Origin of the sequence: Pseudomonas sp. NFACC37-1, from assembly GCF_900101575.1 — a bacterium.
Taxonomy (GTDB): domain Bacteria; phylum Pseudomonadota; class Gammaproteobacteria; order Pseudomonadales; family Pseudomonadaceae; genus Aquipseudomonas; species Aquipseudomonas fluorescens_AA.
The window spans coordinates 88,051-102,128 of sequence record NZ_FMUZ01000017.1; the positions used below are offsets into that span (position 1 = coordinate 88,051).

Annotated in this window: 11 protein-coding genes; 10 read left to right on the forward strand and 1 reads right to left on the reverse strand. The window is 60.6% G+C overall.

What is annotated here, in order from left to right:
* The first annotated feature begins 5 nt into the window (after positions 1 to 5).
* The 5 genes from BLP82_RS18275 (at position 6) to BLP82_RS18295 (ending at position 8,415) form a co-directional block, all read left to right on the forward strand.
* The gene (locus BLP82_RS18275) at positions 6 to 443 is read left to right on the forward strand and encodes a MarR family winged helix-turn-helix transcriptional regulator (protein WP_092170998.1); all 438 of its coding nucleotides are present in this window, start codon (positions 6 to 8) and stop codon (positions 441 to 443) included.
* A 333-nt stretch (positions 444 to 776) separates the two neighbouring features.
* Positions 777 to 2,126, forward strand: coding sequence for an NCS2 family permease (locus BLP82_RS18280; protein WP_092171002.1), 1,350 nt, complete (start codon positions 777 to 779; stop codon positions 2,124 to 2,126).
* A gap of 62 nt (positions 2,127 to 2,188) precedes the next feature.
* Positions 2,189 to 2,818, forward strand: a complete 630-nt coding sequence (locus BLP82_RS18285) for a LysE family translocator (protein WP_092171006.1) — start codon at positions 2,189 to 2,191, stop codon at positions 2,816 to 2,818.
* Positions 2,819 to 2,949: 131 nt separating this feature from the next.
* Positions 2,950 to 6,675 carry a calcium-binding protein gene (locus BLP82_RS18290; protein WP_092171011.1) on the forward strand — a complete coding sequence of 1,242 codons (3,726 nt, stop codon included), beginning with the start codon at positions 2,950 to 2,952 and terminating at the stop codon, positions 6,673 to 6,675.
* Between the two features lie 165 nt (positions 6,676 to 6,840).
* Positions 6,841 to 8,415: a hypothetical protein gene (locus BLP82_RS18295; RefSeq protein WP_139197877.1), complete on the forward strand. Its 1,575-nt coding sequence runs from the start codon at positions 6,841 to 6,843 to the stop codon at positions 8,413 to 8,415.
* Positions 8,416 to 8,507: 92 nt separating this feature from the next.
* Here the strand turns inward: BLP82_RS18295 and uraH are convergent, their stop codons facing one another.
* Complete coding sequence (gene uraH, locus BLP82_RS18300) at positions 8,508 to 8,861, reverse strand: hydroxyisourate hydrolase (RefSeq protein WP_092171104.1); 354 nt, start codon at positions 8,859 to 8,861, stop codon at positions 8,508 to 8,510.
* Positions 8,862 to 9,274: 413 nt separating this feature from the next.
* Between uraH and puuE the strand changes: the two genes are divergently transcribed.
* The 5 genes from puuE (at position 9,275) to BLP82_RS18330 (ending at position 13,786) form a co-directional block, all read left to right on the forward strand.
* Positions 9,275 to 10,216 (forward strand): allantoinase PuuE, encoded by a 942-nt coding sequence (gene puuE, locus BLP82_RS18310; protein ID WP_092171113.1) that lies wholly within the window; start codon positions 9,275 to 9,277, stop codon positions 10,214 to 10,216.
* Entirely contained in the window at positions 10,213 to 10,728 is a 516-nt protein-coding gene (gene uraD / locus BLP82_RS18315; protein WP_072406513.1) for a 2-oxo-4-hydroxy-4-carboxy-5-ureidoimidazoline decarboxylase, read from the forward strand. Before puuE ends, uraD begins: the two co-directional genes overlap by 4 nt.
* Before the next feature lie 67 nt (positions 10,729 to 10,795).
* The gene (gene alc / locus BLP82_RS18320) at positions 10,796 to 11,791 is read left to right on the forward strand and encodes an allantoicase (protein WP_092171116.1); all 996 of its coding nucleotides are present in this window, start codon (positions 10,796 to 10,798) and stop codon (positions 11,789 to 11,791) included.
* Positions 11,792 to 11,929: 138 nt separating this feature from the next.
* Positions 11,930 to 12,433 (forward strand): ureidoglycolate lyase, encoded by a 504-nt coding sequence (locus BLP82_RS18325; protein ID WP_092147750.1) that lies wholly within the window; start codon positions 11,930 to 11,932, stop codon positions 12,431 to 12,433.
* 51 nt (positions 12,434 to 12,484) lie between these two features.
* Positions 12,485 to 13,786 carry a urate hydroxylase PuuD gene (locus tag BLP82_RS18330; RefSeq protein ID WP_092171121.1) on the forward strand — a complete coding sequence of 434 codons (1,302 nt, stop codon included), beginning with the start codon at positions 12,485 to 12,487 and terminating at the stop codon, positions 13,784 to 13,786.
* Positions 13,787 to 14,078: the final 292 nt, after the last annotated feature.

Genomic DNA, 14,078 nt, shown 5'->3' on the forward strand with positions numbered 1-14,078 from the left:
TCAATATGATTGACCTTAAAAACCCGACCTCCCAACAAATGGCCATGGAAGCGTTTTTCTTCGGTTACCAGGCGTTCACCGCCAAGGCCGATGAAATGCTCGAACGCCGTGGGTTGAGTCGGGTCCACCAGCGCATCGTTTTTTTCATCGCCCGCTACCCGTCCCTGAGCGTGAAGGAATTGCTGGCGCTGCTCGGGGTGAGCAAGCAGGCGCTGAACATGCCGTTGCGGCAGTTGATGGAAATGCACTTGGTGAACAGCGTCGCGTCCGAGACCGACAAGCGTAAGCGGCTGCTGGAACTGACGACCGAGGGCGAGCGGTTCGAGCAGGCGTTGCGGCGTGAGCAGGTAAAATTGCTGGAGCGGGTGTTTGCCGAGGCTGGGGAGGCGGCGGTGAATGGGTGGTTGGCGGTGAACCTGGCACTGGGCAAGTCTGGCGACTGAAGGCGTCTGATCCGACGCTATCGCGAGCAAGCTCGCTCCCACAGGGTGGACGTCGCCAGACACAAATCTTGCATTCACCACAGCCCATTGTGGGAGCGAGCTCGCTCGCGATAGCGCCCGCAAGGGCGATATATCCCTATCGCCAGACATTTCGTCGACAACACAGAAAACATTATTTGCATTATTTGTATACAAAAGCATAATTCGCTTCGTGCGAGTTCCTGACCAAAAGGTCAACATACTTCGCCAGCCTTACCTGCCTCAGCGCATCGCAGCCCCCCAGGGCGTTTGCGGTGCTGGAAATAACAATAAGACTCTTGAGGAGTACTCGCTGTGGAAAGCCGCAAACCCGAAGCCCGGACGCTGGACCTCTCGCCGCCACTACGCAGTGGCTGGCTGGAACGCATCTTCAAACTCAGCTTGCATGGCACCACGGTGAAGACCGAGCTGATTGCCGGCCTGACGACCTTCATCACCATGGCCTACATCATCTTCGTCAACCCCAACATCATGGCCGACGCCGGCATCGATCACGGTGCCGCCTTCGTCGCCACCTGCATCGCCGCCGCCCTGGGCTGCCTGCTGATGGGCCTGTACGCCAACTGGCCGGTGGGCCTGGCACCGGGCATGGGCCTGAACGCGTTCTTCACCTACACCGTGGTCGGCACCATGGGCTACAACTGGGAAACCGCGTTGGGCGCGGTGTTCATTTCCGGTGTGCTGTTCATGATCCTGACCCTGTCACGGGTGCGCGAATGGCTGCTCAACAGTATTCCAGTAAGCCTGCGGTTCGCCATGGGCGCGGGGGTCGGGTTGTTCCTCGGGCTGATCGGCCTGAAAACCGCCGGGATCATCGTCGACAGCCCCGCCACCCTGATCAAGCTCGGTTCGTTGCGTGAGCCCGGTCCGCTGTTGGCTGCCGTGTGCTTCCTGATGATCGCCGTGCTCAGTTATCACCGCGTGTTCGGGGCGATCCTGATCAGCATCATCGCTGTGACCCTGGCCGGTTGGGGCCTGGGGTTGGTGCAGTACAACGGCGTCATGTCGACCCCGCCCAGCCTGGCCCCGACCTGGATGGCGATGGACGTGGCCGGTGTGTTCAATGTCAGCATGATCAGCGTGGTGCTGGCCTTCCTGTTCGTGCACATGTTCGACACCGCTGGCACCTTGATGGGCGTTGCCCAGCGGGCCGGGCTGGTGAAAGCCGATGGCAAGATCGAGAACCTGTCCCGCGCCTTGAAAGCCGACAGCGCCTCCAGCGTATTCGGCGCCATGGTCGGTGTGCCGCCGGTGACCAGCTACGTGGAAAGTGCCGCCGGTGTGGCCGCCGGTGGCCGCACGGGGCTTACCGCCGTGACCGTCGGTGTGCTATTTATTGCCGCCATGTTCTTCGCACCGCTGGCCGGGATGATCCCGGCCTATGCCACGGCCGGCGCGTTGATCTACGTGGCCATGCTGATGATGGGCGGCATGGCCCACATCGAATGGGACGAACCGACCGACAGCATTCCAGCCATCGTCACGGCCATCATGATGCCCCTGACGTTCTCGGTCGCCGACGGTATCGCCCTGGGGTTCATCACCTACGTGGTGCTCAAGGCCGGCACCGGTAAACACAAGGAAATCTCCGTCAGCCTGTGGGTGCTCTGCGCGATCTTCATCGCCAAGTTCATCTTCTTGTAAGCGATACCGTAACCACCCCGCCTCACCCTTGGGTGAGGCTTTTGTCCATCAGGAGCAAAGCAATGAATCTGGAAACCTGGCTGTTGTTCAGTGGCGCCGCCTTGGTGGTGATCCTCATCCCCGGCCCGCTGTCGCTGTTGATGATCGGCAACAGCCTGAACTATGGCCTGCGCCGCTCGTACCCGGCATTCCTCGGCGGGGTGGTCGCGTCGATCTGTCTGCTGAGCGCTTCGGCGCTGGGACTCGGTGCGTTGTTGCTGGCATCGGAGCAATTGTTCAGCGCCCTGAAGATCGTCGGTGCCCTGTACCTGTTCTACCTGGCCTGGCAGAGCTGGCAACAATCCCGGCAACCTGCCCAAGGCGCCGAAGTGCCCCAGGCCGCCGCGGTGCCACGTTTCCGCGCGTTGTTCGGCCGGGCGTTCGTGCTGGGCGCCAGCAATCCGAAGGACATCCTGTTCTTTGCCGCTTTCCTGCCGCAGTTCCTGAGCGCCGAACAACCTTTCCTGCCGCAACTGCTGATCATGATCGCCACCTGGACCGTACTCGACCTGATCTGCAAGCTGGCCTACGGCCTCGGCGCCCACGGCGCGGCCCGGTATCTGCGTACGGGCAAAGGTCAGAGCTGGTTCAACCGGATCAGCGCGGGTCTGTTTGGCGGCGCGGGTGCAGCTTCCTTAATGTCCGCCCACTGAGCCCTCGGCTTTGCGAATGCCTTTGTGTGCGGCATTCGCAAAACATCGCAACAACCCATCGATATACAGCACTCGGGAAAACACCTTACATAGAGGGCCAATTCAAACGTCGTTGAACAAGGAAGTTCACAATGGCCCAACTTATAACGCCCTCTCCCGCTGCTGACGACCGGGGTGTCGTCATTAGCGATATTGTCTTTCAGGCCAATGAGCATACGATCGAGACGCTCGACTTCAAAGTCGCCGATCAAGCGCGACTCAATCCGGAACACAAGCACCGGCAAGCCCAACTCGAAGTCGTCGACAAACTTTACGGCCCGCTCCAGATCGGCTCCGTAGCCGTGACCCGCTCCGCCCTGAATGCGCTGGGTGCAACCACTGACGGTCAGGTATTGAACGGTGAAAACAGTTTCTTTCGCATCGCCAGTCGTTTTTTCCTGGACTCACTGCAGTTCAATGCAGCGGATGTCGAAACCCATATAAAACTGACCGCCGATGCAAACGACTATCGCCTGCCGACATTGCTTTTTGAAATAGCCAGCCAACGCTCACGCTCTGCACGCCCGTTATTAAGAGCAAACCTTGCAGTACAGACTGAAGCGGGCAGTTACCACAAGATCCTGGAAAAACTCCTGAAGTCTGCGCAGGGCCTCGACCCTCATCAGTTTGCCCAGACGTCACTGAACTGGGTAAACAAGACCAAAAGCCAGATCCTCATCCCCACCGGCCTGGGGCTCCAGGCCTTCGGAATCTACAGCGGCCTGCGCGGCCTGCAAGACGCCATCCGCAACAAGGACGATTACCAGACCCTGTTCAACGGCGCCAGCGTGGCCGCCGAAGTGGCTTCCTTGGGCGTCGAAGCGCTGGTGACCCGACAAGCCACGCAAATGATCCGGGCCGGTCAGCGCTCCCTGGGGGATTTCGCGAAAACCACCTTCGCGACTCGACTGGCCCGGGGAAGTGGGCTGATTGCCAGCGTGTTGACCCTGCCTTTCGATATCGTCTCTGCAGTTGACGCTTTCAAGGCCGCCGCCAACGCGAGTGGCAAAGCGGCCACCGATCATTACGTCAGTGCCGCCTTGAGCGTCACCAGCGCCGCGATGACCCTGACCATCGGCATGGCCGCTCTGGCGGGCTTCAGTTCAGCCGGTCCGGTGGGCCTTGCCGCCGGGCTTATCCTGGTGGTCGGGTCACAGGTCTGGGGGGCGATTCGCCAGGTCGATGAGATCGACGACTACATAACCCTCAGCGCCCACGAGCGCCTGCGAACGGGTTGGCTCGCCTTCTGGACAATCAGCCCTGACGACGATATCCAAGAGCGCTACACCCTCGCCAAGGCGACCGCCGAACACACCAGGCAACTGCGGGCCAACGCCTTGAACTTGCTCAAGGGCCCGTTGAAAGACAGCACCGAGGCGATCGTGAACGGTCGATTCACCGTGGAACTCGAGCAAGTGACCTACAACACCTGGAACTGGTGGACCGGCGAAAAGTATCAGGCAACGAACGCGCGCCCGAAAATCAAGGACAGCGATGACTGGATCGATGCCCGCCAAGGCGTCACGCTCGAAACCCCTGGCGCAGTCATCGAAGCGGCGGCTGAGCACAAAGGCATCCGTTGGTATATCGGTGGCGGCAACGACACGATTTTCGGGGTTGAAAACAAGCCGAACGTTTTCCACTACGGCTCAGGCGTCAAGCGACTGAGGGGCGGCGCGAAAGACGATGTATTCGTTTTCGAAGGCTCGACATCCATTGCCCCGGGAGACGAAGTACCTGCGCCGAACCGGCTGGTAGGCGGCTCGGGTAACGACACGTTGATACTGGCCGGCAATTCCGGCCATGGCCAGGTGCCGCGACTGGGTTATCACATCGACCTGGAGGCGGGGCAGGCGTCCATCATCACTCAGGAAGATCCCAAGACCGAAAGCGGACAGTATCGCCACGCGCTTCTTGAAGGCATCGAACATGTGGAAATCCTTGAGGGCGGAACCCATGTCATCAAGGGCAGCGCCGGCGCGAACATCATCAAGTCCCGGGGCAACGATCTCATCGAGGCCGGCGCGGGAGACGACCGGATCTTCATTCTCGGCGGCAACAACCGCAACGCCGACGGCGGGCCCGGGGACGATGCCTACGTCATCGCCCACAAACCCGGCCACGTATCGATCACCGAGGACGGCATGGGCAGCAGCGTCATTTCCCTGGACTGGCGCGCCGACCTGATTGAAAGCTGGGTGATCGAGCAGGGCAACCTGGTGATCACGTCGTGCTTCGATGGCAATGACTGGGAGTCACGCAAAGTCACCCTCAACAATGTCTATGCCGATACGGACTATCCAAGAGCATTACAGAACAACCGCCTGACCTTCACGACAAAGGACGGCTTCCACTGGATGCCAGACCTGCCGGAGACGCTGGAGCACGACAGCCCCCTCGTCATTGAAGCGGTCATGGTGCAACACGGCATTCCCCGGAACCCGGCCATCCTCAATGACCGAAGCGAGCGCTGGGTGGCCCACGATAAGGACACGAGCTACTACGTTTCCCGGTTGATTGAATTCACCACGCTCAAGGTGAGGCAGAAAAGTGAGTATTGCACCACGCTTCACCTGGACTATGCCCATAGCGAACTGACCCGGGTCGAAGCTCACTACAACGCCTATGTCATCCAGGAAGACGGAGGGGACACGGTGAAATATGGTGAGTGCGGTCTCACCCTGGATTTTGGCAGTCGCCGTGTCGTCCTGAACAACCTGGCCCGTTCCGATGAGCGCTACAGCGCACGGACAAAGACCACCGGGCGACGTGCGTTTTCCGCATTGGATTCGCAGCACACGTTTATCCTGATCCTGCGCGACGGCGCCTCCTACCGCCTGGCCATCCCCACCCCCGACCCCGCGCGGTTGCTGGATAAGGGATTCATCGACAAGGATCCGGTGCAATGGAAGACACAAGCCCCCCTTTCACTCACGCCCACCAGAAAGCACTACGCGTTTCTCCAGCCCCTGGATAAGAAGCCCCATCCCATGGGCAGCCAGGCCACCTGCGCGATGCTCACGCCCGCCGTTGAGCAGACCGGTATCGAAGTGCTGACAGGCCAAGGCTCCACGTACCTTGTCCACCTGAGCCCGGGCATGACACTGCGGCTGACCACGCCAGGCGCACTGGCTGGCGCCAATCCCCGACTGCCCCAGGCATCCACTTGGGAACTCGACGCCACCCGCCTCGGGGAGGTCGAGATCAAACTGGCCAATAACCTGCTGCAGGTAGGCACGACGATCCTTCATCTACCCGCCTACGCAGAGGACGACCTCGTCGACCAGATACGCGTCATCACGGCCCAGGGTGTCGTCCATGCAGTGGACAGCCTGTTCGAACGCGTCTATGTAACGGCACTGGACGGCCGGTACTTCTCGCCCCCGGTCGATCCCGAAGCCGCCCTGCCCCACGAATTGTCACGGTTAGCATCGGCACAACTGAGAGTCTCCAACATGGCGCTCAAAGATGGCTCGCCCGGCTCACTGAGTTATCACCTCAAGGCGCGCCGGTGGACCCTCGATACCGATGAATCCCGGGGCATCGCCGCAACGAGCCTAAGAAAAACCAACTTGTGCGATCACCATCTCAGTCTTTATCAGGACCTGGCTCGCGAAGGGCTCAGCCAGAACCCACCCCTGGACGACGAGGCGCTGCGCTTGTTGCGCGAACATTGCGTGAAATGGGTCGAAGGCACGACGTTGAACAAGTCACTGATGCTTGCGCAGGCCATCGCGCTGAGCCCGACTTTTGGCCTGGAACTTCCTCATTGGCGTTGGCTGCTCTCCCCAGGCGAGATCGTCTCCGGACAGACCTAGTCCTGAGGAATGACTGCGAAAATCTCTTGCAGATGCAATACATATGTAGTGCACCCGCCCGTTGATTTTCCAAGAACATCTTTCAGCGCGTTGCCCGTCAATCCACACGACGGGCGGCGACGTAGTCATTGCCCATACTTTTCAAATTCAAGAGCGCAAACGTCAATGAGCCCAAGAAAAAACACCCGCCCCAACGTTCCAACTTCGCCTCCCGATACGCCCCACGGCAGTCGCGATACCACACCCGAAAGCTTGCCCAGGAGCCCCATCAGGGTCGATGACAGCGATTCGTCGCCCAGCCCGTCGCCTGGGCGACAAACCGAAGCCGCTGACGCCCAGCCCACGGTGGTCCAGGTAGCGGAACTCACCTCCCAGGCCGCCATCGCCCATGTGCCCGCCTCGCTATCGCTGGACAATTATTACCTTTCCCCCGAGCTGATCCCCATGCTGTCGGACCCGGACCCGACCTCCGGGATCCAGACATTCAGGACCCGGACTTACGTCAAACTTGCCGAAGGTGGGACGGTGCTATTGGGGCGCGATGCCGACCAAAACTACCGGGCGCGCTCAAGCGCTGAGCTCGTTGCGTCCGGGCCCCGCCTGGAACAAGTCGAAGGCAGCCTGCTGTGGCGGCAGGTTTCCCACGGCAGCGACTCCACGCTCACCATTACCCGCTACAACGTGCCGGACGATGATCCTCTGGAAGGGCCCGCGCCCAAGCGCCAGCGCACGGCGCCACCCTCCAGCGAAGTCGCAGTGGAGACCACCCCGGTTTTTCGCAAGGAATGGGGGGTCGAGCCAAAGCTCACCCTGCCGGCCTTCATCACCATCGGCGACGTTCACTATAAGCGGGTGACACGTGTCGACGCACGGGACTACCCCATTGCCTACATCCAGCAACCTGGCCATCCCGCCTATGATTTTGACCTGCTGGAAGCCATCCTCAGGCATACCCCGGACGAGCAGCCCCGAAGCGTAATCCGCGTGCCGCCGGACAACCATTGGGAGATCGATGCCAGGCTTCCCTTCGAGAAACCGCTGACGGCCTATGTCAGGGAAGTGTTTCCCGAGGTCACCACCGTCACCCTGGAAAATATCGCCAGAAGGCAGTTCGAACTCGCCAACAGCTCTTTAATCGCCGACGCTGCGGGCCTGACCGCACTGAGGCAGATCTTCCATAGCTGGAAAAACGCCGTTCCCTCGCCCCATCCGCAATGGACCGACCCCTTGCTGATGCTGCCCGTGCTCCCGACCTCTTCAGGGATCACGAGCGCTTCGCGTTCGATAGACCTGCCCATTTCCACCTCGACGGGGAGACTGGATCGGCTGGATTTCGACCCCCTACGGTTCCCGCGAGAGTGGAATTTCTTCATGTCGACCTACTCGCCGATGGACCTCAAGCGCTTCATGGCCGGCATCCTGACGCGCAATGGCTACACGGTCATGGAGCCCAACAGTTTCAACAGTTTTCCGGCGCTGGTGTTTCGGCGCACCGGGCATGAGTATGTATTTTTCATGAGCCTGCATCGCACTCGCATGCCGAAACTCTCCCTGCCCACCCACATGAATCCCAACACCACCGGCATCAATCTGGAGACCCAGGTCGGCGACGCTGCCGCACAAGCGGTCAAGGACGCCCATCAGGCCGGCAAAATCATCTGGCTAAAGGGCGGTTCACAGATCCGGCCTGGTTACGCGGACACTGTCTTTATCATTCGGGATGACAACGCCAGGCTGTAGGCTGGCGGCAAAAAAAGCCCGCAGTGTGAGCGGGCGAAAACCAAAGAAGCGCCATGCGCAGTCGCTTCCAGGAGAGGCAGCTGCTTGGGGGATCAACTGCCTCGATAGGTGGAATAGGCGTAGGGCGAAATCAGCAGGGGCACGTGATAATGCTCCTGCTCGGCCGAAATACCGAAGCGCAGCACCACCACATCCAGAAACGCCGGATCGGGCAGTTGCACGCCGCGGGCGCGATAGTAATCGCCAGCGTGAAATTGCAATTGATAGACGCCCGAACGGTAGTCCTCCCCTTGCAGCAACGGTGCATCACAACGGCCATCGCTGTTGGTCTGCGCGCTGGCGACCAGCTGCAATTGCGAGCCCTCCACCCGGTACAACTCGATCTTGATCGCGTTGCCCGGGCAGCCATGTGCAGCATCCAAAACGTGAGTAGTCAAACGTCCCATTGCTTGTGCGCGCCTCGCTGCGGGGCAGTCCGGCACGACGCCTCCTGAATCAGTTGAAAGACAGGCCGCACCGTTTCGGAGCACGAAACGCCACGGCGATGAGATAATTAAGACATTTTAAAAGAAAATTGTACACAATAAAAAATAAACATTCAGCCCATGGGCTGCGCATCGGCACGCCGGCCTCGGCCTCAAGCAAACCAAATGAATACAAGATCCTCCTGACGATTCACTGACCAAGTGGGCAGGTTTCTTGCAGTGTAGACAAGCCAGGGGCAGCAGTGAAAAATGCAGAAAATCAGGCTTACAAATCGCGCATAAAGTTGTATACAATCAATCCATCGTCGTGACGCCAGCCTGTATTTCATCATCAGGGCGCCACCCACATGGTTCGAACAAGAAGGAAAACTGCAGTGAGCGCTGACTACCCACGCGACCTGATCGGTTACGGCAATAACCCTCCCCATCCCCAATGGCCGGGCAATGCCCGCATCGCTTTGTCCTTCGTGCTCAACTACGAAGAAGGTGGCGAGCGTAACGTCCTGCATGGCGACAAGGAATCCGAGGCGTTCCTTTCGGAGATGGTCGCTGCGCAACCGCTGCAGGGCGAACGCAACATGAGCATGGAATCGCTGTACGAGTATGGCAGCCGTGCCGGTGTCTGGCGGGTCCTCAAGCTGTTCAAGGAGTTCGACATCCCGCTGACCATCTTCGCCGTGGCCATGGCCGCCCAACGGCATCCGGACGTGATTCGCGCCATGGTCGCCGCCGGTCACGAAATCTGCAGCCACGGCTATCGCTGGATCGACTACCAATACATGGATGAGGCCCAGGAGCGCGAGCACATGCTCGAAGCGATCCGCATCCTCACCGAAATCACAGGCGAGCGCCCGCTGGGCTGGTACACCGGCCGCACCGGCCCGAGCACCCGCCGGCTGGTGATGGAGGAAGGCGGTTTCCTCTATGACAGCGACACCTACGACGACGACCTGCCCTACTGGGAACCGAACACCCCGAACGGCAAGCCGCACCTGGTGATTCCCTACACCCTCGACACCAACGACATGCGCTTCACCCAGGTGCAGGGTTTCAACAAGGGTGACGATTTCTTCCAGTACCTCAAGGACGCTTTCGACGTGCTGTATGCCGAAGGTGCCGAGGCGCCGAAGATGCTGTCCATCGGGCTGCATTGCCGGCTGATTGGCCGCCCTGCGCGCCTGGCATCCCTCAAGCGCTTCCTCGAATACGTCAAAGGCCATGAACACGTCTGGTTCAGCCGTCGTGTCGATATCGCCCGCCACTGGCAGCAGGCCCACCCGTACCAAGGGGCTTCGAATCCAGGAGCCTCGAAATGACCGCCTTCCAGACCCTCAAGCCTTCCACCTTGAGCCGTGAAGCCTTCGTCCGGGCTTTTGCCGATATCTACGAACACTCGCCCTGGGTCGCCGAAAAGGCGTTTGACCTGGGCCAGGATCCCTCGATCGACGAGATCGAGACCCTGCACCAGCGCATGAGCGACATCCTGTTGAGCGCCGATCACGCCAGCCAACTGGCGCTGATCAACGCCCACCCGGACCTGGCCGGCAAAGCCGCCGTCCAGGGCCAACTGACCGAAGCCAGCACGAACGAACAGGCCGGCGCCGGTATTCACCAATGCACGGCCGAAGAGTTTCAACGCTTCACCGAGCTGAACGACGCCTACAAGGCCAAGTTCAAGTTTCCCTTCATCATGGCGGTAAAAGGCAGCAACCGGCACCAGATCCTCGCGGCGTTCGAAACGCGCATCCATCACTCGGCAGACGCCGAATTCAAATGCGCCCTGGCAGAGATCAACAAGATCGCGTTGTTCCGATTACTGACCCTTTAGCGAGCAGTCCTGAACCCTGGAACCTGCAAGCATCCCCAGCCAACTTATTTAAAGGCAGACAAGAAGAATGAAAGCTTACGCCGTACCCTTCGAGAAGTTCGTCAACCTGGCCGACGCCCGCCTGGGCACCAAGATCATCTCGGTCACCGATGACTGGTTCGCCGACGCCAACCGCCTGTTCCAGCCGACCCCGGCCGTGTGGAAGGAGGGCGTGTTCGATGATAACGGCAAGTGGATGGACGGCTGGGAATCGCGGCGCAAGCGCTTCGAAGGCTACGACAGCGCGGTGATCCGCCTGGGTGTGGCGGGCTCGATCAAGGGCGTGGACATCGACACCTCATTCTTCACCGGCAACTACCCACCATCAGCCTCCCTGGAAGCCTGCTTCCTGACCGAAGGCGAGCCGGACGAAAACACCCAGTGGACTGAAGTGCTGTCGGCCGTCGAGCTGCAAGGCAACAGCCACCACTACCACGAAATCAGCAACGACCAGGCCTTCAGCCACCTGCGTTTCAACATCTACCCCGATGGCGGCGTGGCACGCTTGCGGGTCTACGGTATTCCGTACCGCGACTGGTCGGCCGTGGGCGACAACGAACAGATCGACCTGGCCGCCGCCCTCAACGGTGGTCGCGCCCTGGCCTGCTCCGACGAGCACTTCGGCCGCATGAGCAATATCCTCAACCCGGGTCGTGGCGTGAACATGGGCGATGGCTGGGAAACCGCCCGTCGTCGTACCCCGGGCAATGACTGGGTGATCGTCGCCCTGGGCCATGCCGGCGAGGTCGAGAAAGTCATCGTCGACACCCTGCACTTCAAAGGCAACTACCCCGACAGTTGCTCGATCCAGGGCGCGTTCGTCAAGGGCGGCACCGACAGCCAGATCGAAACCCAGTCGCTGTTCTGGCGCGAATTGCTGCCGAGCCAGAAGCTGGAGATGCACGCCGAGCACACCTTCGCCGAGCAGATCAAGGCACTGGGGCCGATCACCCACATCCGCCTCAATGTGTTCCCGGATGGTGGCGTGAGTCGCCTGCGGGTGCTGGGCAAGGTAGCGAAGTAGCACCATGATCGTTCCCACGCTCTGCGTGGGAATACATCCCGTGACGCTCTGCGTCACAAAGCGGACGCGGAGCGTCCGGTGAGGCGTTCCCACGCAAAGCGTGGGAACGATCAAATCTAAAAGATTAAGAAGACCAGCATGCGCACACTCAAGATCGAACCGTTGACCAAAGAAGCCTTCGCCCCGTTCGGTGACGTGATCGAAACCGACGGCAGCGATCACTTCATGATCAACAACGGTTCGACCATGCGCTTCCATCGCCTGGCGACGGTGCAAACCGCTACGCCGGACGATCAGGCGATCATCAGCATCTTCCGCGCCGACGCGCTGGAGATGCCGTTGACCGTGCGCATGCTGGAGCGCCATCCGCTGGGCAGCCAGGCCTTCATTCCGCTGCTCGGCAACCCCTTTCTGATCGTGGTCGCGCCACTTGGCGATGCACCTGTATCAGGCTTGGTCCGCGCCTTCGTCACCAACGGCAGGCAGGGCATTAATTACCATCGCGGCGTCTGGCACCACCCGGTGCTGACGATCGAAAAGCGGGATGACTTCCTGGTGGTTGATCGCAGTGGCACAGGCAACAACTGCGATGAGCATTTTTTCCAAGAGGATGAATTTCTAATCCTCGCCCCCCACCAATAAGAGAAGGTCCGATCACGCGCAGACAAGCGTGACGGGCGAGAGGTAAAGACTGTGGAAGCACATATGCTGGAATGGCTGAACCTGAGCGTACGCTGGGTTCACATGATCACTGGCGTGGCCTGGATCGGCGCGTCGTTCTACTTCGTCTGGCTGGAAAACAACCTCAATCGCGTCAACCCCAGGAGTGGCCTGGCCGGCGACCTGTGGGCGATCCACGGTGGCGGCATCTACCACCTGGAAAAATACAAACTTGCACCACCGTCCATGCCGGACAACCTGCACTGGTTCAAATGGGAAGCCTACTTCACCTGGATGTCAGGCATCGCCTTGCTGTGCGTGGTGTTCTATTGGAACCCGAGCGTCTACCTGCTGGCGCCCGGCAGCGGCCTGAGCGGCCCCGAAGGCGTCGCCTTGGGCATCGGCTCGTTGTTCGTCGGCTGGTTCGTCTATTCCTTTCTCTGCGACTCGGCCCTGGGCAAGCGCCCTGCCTTGCTCGGCCTGATCCTGTTCGTGCTGCTGATCGCCGCAGCCTACGGGTTCAGCAAGGTGTTCAGCGGTCGCGGTGCCTACCTGCATGTCGGGGCGGTCATCGGCACGATCATGGTGGGCAACGTGTTCCGCATCATCATGCCGGCCCAGCGCGCGCTGGTGGCGGCCATCGCCGAGAACCGCACCCCCGATCCAGCGTTGCCGGCCAAGGGCCTGCTGCGCTCGCGCCACAACAACTACTTCACCCTGCCGGTGCTGTTCATCATGATCAGCAACCACTTCCCGAGCACCTACGGCAGCCAGTACAACTGGTTGATCCTGGCCGGTATCGCCGTGGCGGCAGTGTTGGTGCGGCATTACTTCAACACGCGCCATGACAGCAACCGGTTTGCCTGGACGCTGCCGGTCGGCGCCCTGGCGATGATCTGCCTGGCTTATGTCACCGGCCCCAAACCCATGCCCAGCGCACCGGATGTGGCCAAGGCACCCGGCGTGATCGAGTACCAACCGTTGCCGGAAACGGCAGTGGGCGGCGGCGCGAAACCGGCGACCGCCCCCGCCGCACCGGCCTCGGCGCCCACTCAGGCCGCCAACGCCCAGGGTCCCTCGTTCGAGAAGGTCCACAGCGTGATCCAGGAACGCTGCTCGGTCTGCCATTCGGCCAAGCCCACCAGCCCGCTGTTCAGTGCCGCGCCGGGCGGGGTGATGTTCGACACGCCGCAGCAGATCCAGCAACAAGCCGCGCGCATCCAGGCCCAAGCCGTGACCAGCCAGATCATGCCGCTGGGCAACATCACGCAGATGACCCAGCAGGAACGCGACCTGATCGGCGCGTGGATCAACCAGGGCGCGCGCACCAACTGAGCCACGCGCTCCAACACCGTTAATCGTCATACCGCTGACAGGTCGACCGGCACACCACCGGTCCCCCGTCAGCGACTGCCTGCGCCTCGACAATAAGAACAAGAGGAAAGCACCCGATGACCAAGCCCCGCCATCAAGCCCCAAATTCGCCGCCCATGCGCTGTTACAGGGCACTTGAGCCCTTCGAGGCAAGCCCGTATCCTGCGCGGCCGTTTGAGGCAGGCCTACAACAAAATCCCTTCCGATCCTGACCAGACCGCCAACTTGTTGCGGCGTTGGCGGACATGACGCG

What these genes read in the sequence shown, in the direction of transcription:
- BLP82_RS18275 (WP_092170998.1), top strand. Translation starts at nt 6, where the DNA reads ATGATTGACCTTAAAAACCCGACCTCCCAACAAATGGCCATGGAAGCG.
- BLP82_RS18285 (WP_092171006.1), top strand. Translation starts at nt 2,189, where the DNA reads ATGAATCTGGAAACCTGGCTGTTGTTCAGTGGCGCCGCCTTGGTGGTG.
- BLP82_RS18290 (WP_092171011.1), top strand. Translation starts at nt 2,950, where the DNA reads ATGGCCCAACTTATAACGCCCTCTCCCGCTGCTGACGACCGGGGTGTC.
- BLP82_RS18295 (WP_139197877.1), top strand. Translation starts at nt 6,841, where the DNA reads ATGAGCCCAAGAAAAAACACCCGCCCCAACGTTCCAACTTCGCCTCCC.
- uraH (WP_092171104.1), bottom strand. Translation starts at nt 8,861, where the DNA reads ATGGGACGTTTGACTACTCACGTTTTGGATGCTGCACATGGCTGCCCG.
- uraD (WP_072406513.1), top strand. Translation starts at nt 10,213, where the DNA reads ATGACCGCCTTCCAGACCCTCAAGCCTTCCACCTTGAGCCGTGAAGCC.
- alc (WP_092171116.1), top strand. Translation starts at nt 10,796, where the DNA reads ATGAAAGCTTACGCCGTACCCTTCGAGAAGTTCGTCAACCTGGCCGAC.
- BLP82_RS18325 (WP_092147750.1), top strand. Translation starts at nt 11,930, where the DNA reads ATGCGCACACTCAAGATCGAACCGTTGACCAAAGAAGCCTTCGCCCCG.